This window comes from Lancefieldella parvula, from assembly GCF_963530955.1.
Classification (GTDB): domain Bacteria; phylum Actinomycetota; class Coriobacteriia; order Coriobacteriales; family Atopobiaceae; genus Lancefieldella; species Lancefieldella parvula_A.
The window spans coordinates 1-8,556 of the sequence record NZ_CAUSFQ010000059.1; the positions used below are offsets into that span (position 1 = coordinate 1).

At 48.7% G+C, this 8,556-nt stretch carries 8 protein-coding genes and 1 pseudogene; 8 read left to right on the forward strand and 1 reads right to left on the reverse strand.

Annotated features, from left to right (window positions below; translation table 11 throughout):
• The 7 genes from RWJ43_RS04785 to RWJ43_RS04815 form a co-directional block, all read left to right on the forward strand.
• Nucleotides 1–695: glucan 1,3-beta-glucosidase (locus tag RWJ43_RS04785; RefSeq protein ID WP_314008430.1), on the forward strand; the 695-nt coding region annotated here is incomplete at its 5' end.
• On the forward strand, nt 695–1,570 hold the full coding sequence (rsmI, locus tag RWJ43_RS04790; protein WP_314008433.1) for a 16S rRNA (cytidine(1402)-2'-O)-methyltransferase: 876 nt from the start codon (nt 695–697) through the stop codon (nt 1,568–1,570). The genes RWJ43_RS04785 and rsmI, both read left to right, overlap by 1 nt.
• Before the next feature lie 79 nt (nt 1,571–1,649).
• Entirely contained in the window at nt 1,650–3,260 is a 1,611-nt protein-coding gene (gene metG / locus RWJ43_RS04795; protein WP_314008435.1) for a methionine--tRNA ligase, read from the forward strand.
• A gap of 2 nt (nt 3,261–3,262) precedes the next feature.
• Nucleotides 3,263–4,207 carry a 16S rRNA (adenine(1518)-N(6)/adenine(1519)-N(6))-dimethyltransferase RsmA gene (gene rsmA / locus RWJ43_RS04800; RefSeq protein WP_314008439.1) on the forward strand — a complete coding sequence of 315 codons (945 nt, stop codon included), beginning with the start codon at nt 3,263–3,265 and terminating at the stop codon, nt 4,205–4,207.
• Nucleotides 4,200–5,219, forward strand: coding sequence for a TatD family hydrolase (locus tag RWJ43_RS04805; protein WP_314008442.1), 1,020 nt, complete (start codon nt 4,200–4,202; stop codon nt 5,217–5,219). The genes rsmA and RWJ43_RS04805 overlap by 8 nt, the downstream gene beginning before the upstream one ends.
• Before the next feature lie 21 nt (nt 5,220–5,240).
• The gene (locus RWJ43_RS04810) at nt 5,241–5,912 is read left to right on the forward strand and encodes a response regulator transcription factor (RefSeq protein WP_314008445.1); all 672 of its coding nucleotides are present in this window, start codon (nt 5,241–5,243) and stop codon (nt 5,910–5,912) included.
• A gap of 84 nt (nt 5,913–5,996) precedes the next feature.
• Nucleotides 5,997–6,959, forward strand: a complete 963-nt coding sequence (locus tag RWJ43_RS04815) for a sensor histidine kinase (RefSeq protein ID WP_314008448.1) — start codon at nt 5,997–5,999, stop codon at nt 6,957–6,959.
• A 236-nt stretch (nt 6,960–7,195) separates the two neighbouring features.
• Here the strand turns inward: RWJ43_RS04815 and RWJ43_RS04820 are convergent, their stop codons facing one another.
• Nucleotides 7,196–8,191, reverse strand: a complete 996-nt coding sequence (locus tag RWJ43_RS04820) for a GNAT family N-acetyltransferase (protein WP_314008451.1) — start codon at nt 8,189–8,191, stop codon at nt 7,196–7,198.
• Nucleotides 8,192–8,343: 152 nt separating this feature from the next.
• Between RWJ43_RS04820 and RWJ43_RS04825 the strand changes: the two are divergent.
• Nucleotides 8,344–8,556: pseudogene (locus tag RWJ43_RS04825) on the forward strand (ABC transporter ATP-binding protein); the annotation flags it as partial.

Below are 8,556 nucleotides of genomic sequence, written 5' to 3' on the forward strand. Positions count from 1 at the left end.
TACTGGCAGTAAATCCAGGTTTGCCTGATGGTTTGAATGACCAGCCAGGTGGTGCTCCGCGCACGAGAATTTCTGGGGAGAAGTCGCTTTCTATTCTGCATAAACTTGCTCTTCACTATGCTCACCGCAGCGGTTTTTATGGCATTGAGGTAGCCGATGAGGTTAAGCCTCGTGTGCGCAGGGGCTTTAAGCTCACAGATGGTATTCCTGGTCACTCGCTTAGAAACTATTATCGCCGTGCTTATGAGACCATTAGATCTGTGGCAGGAGAAGAGCCTGTGGTCATTCTTCCAGATGGTGGCTGGCCTCAGGGATTTAGGCGTTTTATGAGCCAGCAGGCCTATCAAAACGTTTGGCTCGACGCTCACCTTGATAAACCCTGCGAGGGAATTGATTGTTCGGGTCCTCGCGGTGTACAGCAACTCATCGATAAAAACGAAGCGTATTTGAAGACTTCTGCTTCAGGCGGTCTGCCGGTCATGGTAGGTAAGTGGTCTGCATCACTGCCAAGTATTGACGGCGCTATGACGGCAGAGGGAAGAATTGCACTTGAGCGCATTTACACTTCCGGCCAGCTCAAAGTGTACAATACGTGTCCTGCATGGTTCTTCCAGACCTGGAAGACCTCTGCATTTTTGGCTGCATGGGACGCACGCGTTGCACTTGCAACGTTTGAGAGGGGAATGCTCGAGTAATGACAGAATCTACTCTTTTAGCAGGTAAACTGTCTATTGTGGGCACGCCTATTGGTAACCTTTCGGACGCGTCACCGCGCGTTAAAGAAACGCTTGCAGCAGCAGATGTCATTTTATGTGAGGACACGCGCGTGACCTCAAAGCTCCTCTCGGCATTTGATATTCACGTGCCACTGCAGCGCTGTGATCAAAATATTATTGAGTCGCAAATTGAGCCAACGCTAGAGAGGCTTCGCGCGGGTCAGCGTGTTGCGTTTGTGTCAGATGCCGGCATGCCAGGCATCTCTGACCCAGGTCAGCATTTGGTTGATGCAGCGCTTTCAGAAGGACTTGCAACGGAAGTTATTCCGGGTCCTTCTGCGGTAACCTGTGCGCTTGTTGCATCGGGCCTAGCAAGTGAGCATTTCTTTTTTGAAGGGTTCTTGCCCAGAAAGCATGGACAGATTGTTCAGCGCTTACAGCAGCTTGCATCAATTCCTGGCACTATTGTGATGTATGAGTCTCCGTTTAGAGTGCTTGCAACGGTTGAGGCCATAGCCGAGGTGTTTCCAACCAGGCAGGTGGCTCTTGTCAGAGAGCTTACTAAGCTGCACGAAGAAGTAGTGCGTGACGTGGCTCCTTGTCTTGTTGAGATACTTGCTGCAAAAGAGAATCTTAAAGGCGAGTGTGTTTTGGTTATCGCAGCTCCCACAGAAGAAGAGCTTGCCTCTGCATCATCGCAGGCAGAAGGAGAATCTCAGCTCTCGCTTGAAGATGCAATAGAGGCCGGTCTTGCTGCTGGTACGAGAAAATCAGCTCTGGCTAAGGAGCTTGCTCAGAAGTTTGGTATTGCGCGTGACGAGGCATACCAGGCAATTCTTGCTTACGAGGCATAATCACCATACCAACACAAAGAACGCCCAGCATTTGCTCTATACTGGATAAGTTATTGCAACTTACACAAAGGGAGTCATTATGCCCGAGGCCAAGCCGTCATACTTTATCACCACCCCAATTTATTACGTCAACGCAAAGCCACACCTGGGAACTGCGTACTGCACCCTGCTTTGCGATATCCAGGCTCGCTTTAGACGCGCTGCTGGTTACGATGTATTTTTCCTCACCGGTATGGACGAGCATGGCGAGAAGGTCGCTCTTGCTGCAGCTGATCACGGTTTGTCTCCACAGGCATGGTGTGACTCGCAGGTTCCTTTCTTCAAGGGACTCTATGAAGAGCTGAATATCTCATATGACGATTTCATCCGTACTACCGATGAGCGCCACGTAAAAGCTGTCCAGTATCTGTGGGAGCGCATGCGTGAGGCTGGCTTTATCTACAAGGGATCTTATGATGGCTGGTATTGCATCCACGAGGAGACCTTCTTCACCGAGACTCAGGTAGAGAAAGCAGACGAAGAGGCTGGTTTCATGGGTGCAAACCTCTGCCCAGATTGCCATCGTGAGCTTGAGCGTGTCTCTGAGGAGTCTTGGTTCTTCAAGCTTTCCGCATTCCAGGACAAGCTGCTTGAGCTGTATGCTGAGCACCCAGATTTCATTGAGCCAGACTTCCGCGCCAACGAGGTACGAAGCTTTGTTGAGTCTGGCCTTCAGGATATTTCTGTATCCCGTACCAGCTTTGACTGGGGTGTTCCAGTTCCTTTTGATGAGTCTCACGTAACCTACGTCTGGTTTGATGCTCTTCTTAACTACTACACCGCTGTTGGTTACGGTGATGACAGCCCAGAGGCTGCTGCCATGAGAAAGCGTTTCTGGCCAGCTCAGATGCACGTTGTTGGTAAGGACATCATTCGCTTCCACTGCGTCATTTGGCCTGCAATGCTTATGGCTCTTGGCGAGGCTGTACCTGAGCACATTTTTGCTCACGGCTTCCTTAACGTCCGTAATTCTGAGACCGGCGTTGTTGAGAAGATGAGTAAGTCTCGCGGAAACGCCATTGCACCTAAGGACGTTTTGGACCTGCTGGGTGTTGAGGGCTACCGCTACTACTTCATGACCGACGTCACTCCTGGTGAGGATTCCGGCATTTCCTTCGAGCGCATGGAGCAGGTCTATAACGCCGACTTGGCAAATAGCTGGGGTAACTTGGTTTCTCGCGCCCTTAATATGAGCGATAAGTACTTTGAGGGCGTCACTCCAACTTTTGATGGATCTTCTGTTGCTGCAGATCATCCTCTGCGCAAGCTGGCTGAGGGCATCTATGACCGCTACGCTGCTTGCATGGAGAAGATGGACTACGTGGGCGCTAAGAACATCATCATGGAGCTTGTCCACGCGGCTAACCACTACATTGAGGACGCTGCTCCTTGGACGGTGGCAAAAGACCCAGAGCGCGCATCAGAGCTTGCAGAGATTATCTATACGCTGCTTGAGTCTATCCGCATTTGCGCACATCTCTTTATGCCATTCATGCCTACCACATCCGCAGAGGTTCTTCGTCGTATGAGCCTTGATGAGGCAGAGATTACCTCTACCGATACCCGCAGCGAGTGCGTATGGGGCAAGCTTCAGGGTGGCCTGGCTGTCTCTAAGGGAGACGCTCTGTTCCCACGTCTTGCAAGCAAGTAATCGTGTCGGAGCACACATCGCATCAGACATCGTGGCTAGCTAATCAGCGCGCCACTAAAGAAACGCTGGAACGTTTTGGCCTTGCCACCAAATACAGGCTGGGTCAAAACTTCCTGGTACAAGACCATGTTATCGAGAAGATCGTCCAGCTTGCAGAGGTTCAGCCTACCGACGTGCTCGTTGAGGTTGGACCCGGTTTGGGTACCCTTACGGTTGCCTTGCTCGACCGCGCCCGTGCAGTGTGCTCGCTTGAAGCAGACTCTGAACTGGAGCAAGTCTTGGCGGTAACCTGCAAAGAGCCTCATCCAGACTCGTTTGCGCTGGTTATGGGAGACGCTCTGGCAATTACGCCGCAGAAGCTTGCCGATGCCTACAGTGCACTTCCTGCCGTTACTCAGAGCGTGATCCCGGTTGCTCCGATGCCAACAAAGTTTGTGTCTAATCTGCCGTATCAGGTGGCAGCTACGCTGATCCTCAAGTTCTTCCAGGAGCTTCCTTCGCTTGAGCGAGCGGTGGTCATGGTACAGGCTGAGGTGGCCGACAGAATTTCCGCTAAGCCTTCTACCAAGGCATATGGTGCCTATACCGCAAAGCTATCTTTGTTTGCCCAGGTTACTGGCAGATTTGAAGTGGGCCCTGGCAACTTTATGCCTCCTCCACGCGTCAACTCTGCTGTGGTCCGTCTTGATCGCACCCAGGCGAGAAACCCAGTGTCCTCCAAGCTTCTTTCTGAGGAAGAGCTCTTACATACCATGAGCGTTATTGAAGCTGCTTTTGCACAACGCAGAAAGACCATTCGTAATTCAATGAGCGCCTCTGGTTTTGATAAAGACAAGCTAGACCAGGCGTTTCTCGCCACAGGAATTGCGCCTACCGTGCGTGCAGAAGTTTTGACCAGCCAAGACTTTATTTGTCTTGCGGCTGCTTTGGAGCCTTTGAGTGAGTAAGAAAAAGCATCATTTACCAGCAGAAGAAGTGGAAGCGCTTTCGTTTTCTGACGGTCAGCTATTCCATGATATTTACGGTACGCCTCGCCCAGCGCCGCGTGTTTTGACGCCTGTTGCCGATACCCATGGTCATTTGGGCAGCCTCCACGAGCACAGCGCTGCAGAATCTCTTGCACGAGCAGCAGCAGCGGGCGTTCGCATGCTTATTGTTCCCGTAGATATTGCTACGGAGTTTCCTCGTAAGTGGGCAGACACCAGTACTTTTATCGCTTGGTTTGAGGATACTCTGAGCCAGGCTCGCGCTGCTTATACAAAGCTGGCTGAGGCAGATCTCTGTGTACCCTGTGATTTACCTGCAGAGTATTTGTTTGAGCACACGTATTTTGTAGTTGGCGCACATCCTTATAGTGCACCAGACTATAACCAAGAAGCTGAACAGCGCTTGTTTGAGTTGCTTGAGCATCCTCTTTGTGTTGGTGTAGGAGAGATTGGCCTTGATTTTGGACCGTACTGTGAGGTTCCAGAAGAGGTTCAGCGCCAAGCATTTGAGCGCCAGCTTTCCATTGCGCATGAGCGCAATCAACGCGTTGAGCTGCACCTGCGTGATGGTGCTGACAACACGCACGCTCATGATTTGGCGCTTGAAATACTAAACCGTCTAGGTGTGCCTAAGGCAGGCTGTGACCTGCATTGTTACACGGATGGTCCAGAGGTCATGAAGCCTTTTGCAGATCTTGGTTGCTTCGTAGCCTTCGGTGGCGCAGCAACGTTTAAGCGCTCCGATGATATTCGAGCTGCAATGATTTCCTGTCCAGAGGGGCAACTGCTCTCAGAGACTGACTTCCCCTACATGGCGCCAGAGCCTTTACGTGGAGGGGAGTGCACGCCAGCGATGGTGGTGCACACGGTTGAGCGCTTGGCGGAGCTTCGTTGGCAGCGACTTGATATCCCCAAAGAGAAGACGTATACCATACTGTGGGAAAACGCCCAGCGCTTTGTGGGACTTGCATAGCACAGCAGGAGGTGAGCACATATGACAAAAATCTTGGTAGTAGAAGATGACCATCAGATTCAGCAAGAGTTGGTGCTCCTGCTACAAAGAAACGGCTTTGAGGCCCAGGCTCTCACGTCTTTTGAGTCAGTACCTCAACAGATTGTTGCTGCTCATCCAGACTTGGTTTTGCTTGACCTTAACCTTCCTGGCATTGACGGACAACAGATTTGTCGAGAAGTACGACAGCTCTCAAACGTTCCTATCATTGTGGTTACCAGCAGAAACACAGACCTTGATGAGCTTATGGTGCTTTCGTTAGGAGCGGACGATTTTATCGCCAAGCCCTATAACACTCAGATTTTGCTTATGCACATAACCTCGGTTTTGAGGCGTGCAAATAGCGATGTCACAACAGGAACAAAGCTTTCACATGCAGGCGTGACACTTGATTCTTCTTCCTGCAAAGTTTCTGCAAATCAGAAGAGTGTTGAGCTGACTAAAAACGAGCTCAGGATACTTTCACTTTTGATGCAAAATGCAGGAACGGTTGTTTCTCGCCAGCGTATTCAAGAGGAGCTGTGGCAGTCGGACGAGTTTGTTGATGATAATACGTTGACGGTCAACATTAGCCACCTCAGAAATACTCTTGCAAGCATTGGTGTTGAGGACTTTGTCATGACACGCCGCGGACTTGGCTACGTTATTGAGTAGGCTGTCATGACGCTTTTTAAGTATCTAAAAAATCGAACTATCTTCTTTCTTGCGCTTATAGCTAGCAGCACGTTAATTGGCTTTATGCTTAAGGGCGTTGGGCTTAACGCGTTTGCTATTGCCTACTGTATCCTGGTCTTGTGGGTAGTAGGAGTGGCGGCACTATTAGCCGATTATTTTCATCGTCGTTGGTTCTACCAGCAGCTTGCTGAGAATTTAGCAGCAACTGATAAAGAGAGCTATCTGGTTCCTACCATGCTGGACACTCCTTCAACGCTGGAGGAGAAGCTTTTTAAGGACGCGCTTTCAAGCATGTCCAAGTCTATGATGGACCAGCTTGCTGATGAGCATATGCGATCAAAGGAATATCGTGAGTACATTGAGATGTGGGTGCATGAGATTAAGACTCCCATCGCCGCAGCTCATTTGGTTGCTCAGAATAATCCATCGCTACCTATGGATGACGTGCAAACGCAACTTACCAAGATTGAAACTCTGGTAGAGCAGGCGCTCTTTTATGCCCGCAGCGCATCTGTAGATCGAGATTTTTCTATTCGAGACGTCAATTTGCAGTCCATCGTAAAAGATGCTCTTAAAAACAATGCACGTGTTTTCATTGACGCCGGTGTTTCTCCGCATTTTGATGACTTGGCCCACGTGGTCAAGGCGGACCCAAAGTGGCTTGAGTTTATTTTGCGACAACTTCTCATTAACGCCGCAAAGTATTCAAATCCAGAGCTTTCACCTGGCGAGAAGAACGTTTGGATTTCTGCCTCTGTCTCAGAGCCACGTGAGGGAACTACTTCAACTACTCTCTTCATTAAAGATAATGGCATCGGTATTCCTGAAGAGGATCTTTCTCGAATTTTTGATAAGGGATTTACCGGCCAAAATGGACGTAAGTACGCAAAATCTACCGGTATGGGTCTCTATCTCTGCTATGAACTCTGTAATAAGATGGGCCTTAAGCTGGCTGTGAGCAGTACAATTGGTAAAGGTTCAACCTTTTCCATTACGTTCAACCAGTCTTTTACGGATTTAAAATGAAACTAATTAATAATGAAAATACGAGCAAAGCAGACTATATCGTAGCTGCTTTGCTCGTACTGAATACAGCAATTCATTTTTATCCAGAAGTATTCCCTTATTCACAGCAGATAAGTGCATGCATTTTTGTCTCTATCTTCCTCTTGCAAATTTTTAGGATAGTCAAATTTAGAGAAAGAAAAATAATTACCTATGCACTTTTGGTTTTGAGTCTTTTAACAGCAATTATGCTAGTTCTATATTAGAAGCTCCCACAATTCATCCGTTTGAGGATCGCTTCCTACTGGGAAGGTATGCTGACTAAAGCGCTTGAATCCCCAACGTGAATAAAATTCCTTAGCAGGCTCATTGTGTTCCCAAACACCCAGCCATACGCGTTTTTTGCCCTTATCTTTTGCTAAATCAAGGGCAAATTCCATGAGCTTTGATCCAAGGTGTAGACCTTTGTATTGCGGAAGAATGTACAGACGCTCAATTTCGAGTGAGTCATCGCGCTGACCCTCGGTTTGCTCATAACGCGTATTGAGCTTCAGGTAACCAGCTACTTGACCTTCTACCTCAACAAAATAGAAATATGAGTGTTTAGCAGCAAGCTCTCGGGCAAGCTTTTCTGTATTGTAGAGCGAGTCAATGCAACTTGCTAAATCGTCTGCTGTGTTTGAGTCAATAAAAGTGTCCACAAACGTCTCTACGCTAAGCTTCTGCAGCGAGCGCAAATCGGTTGCTTCAAGAGGTCGAATAGACACAGTAGCATCATCAATGCTGACCGCATTTCTCGTTTGACGATATGCATCAAGGTCAAAGGAGAGCACATGGTGAAGGACGCCAAAGTGATCAAGCACCTTAGAAGATACCTGCGTAAATCCAGCGCGCTCGTAGAAGGGCTGAGCTTTGAGTTGCGACTCAACTAACACCTTGGAGGCGCTGCTTTCTTGTGCCAGGTAATCAAGGGTATCGTGCAATAGCTTTGAGCCAATGCCGGCACCTTTGTTGCTGACGCATACGCGCCCAATAAGGGGGGAGTTGTATGACTGTCCCGCATCAATGATACGTAAATATGCAGCTACCGAATCAGTATCTTGATAAAAGACATGGGTAGAAACTTGATCAACGTTATCAAGATCGTTGTACATAATCTGCTGATCAACAATAAACGTTTCTGCTCTTAGAGAAAGAATTTGATATAACTCTTTAGCGGTTAGCTGCCCAAATCTTTTAATTACCAACTTCATAGCATGCCCCTCCCGTATGCTTGATAGTGATATTTTGACACATCAAAGTGAGAAAAGCGTAAGGTTTCCGTAAGGTCAATCGATGGCAACGTGAACGGTAGTGAGGGAGTATATATCTCAAGATTTACTCGCTCTCAATGAAAGGACGCAACATGGCAGCTACTCAAACAGCTCCAACTCAGTCAACTGTTGTGGCTGGACAATCTTCTGCACTTACTCCTCACACCGTTTTGGTTTGTCAAAACCTCGAGAAGTACTATGGAACTCGTGGAAACATCACTAAGGCGCTGGACGGCATTAATCTTTCTGTCGCTCGCGGTGAGTTCATAGCCATCATGGGTCCTGCTGGTGCTGGCCCAACTACA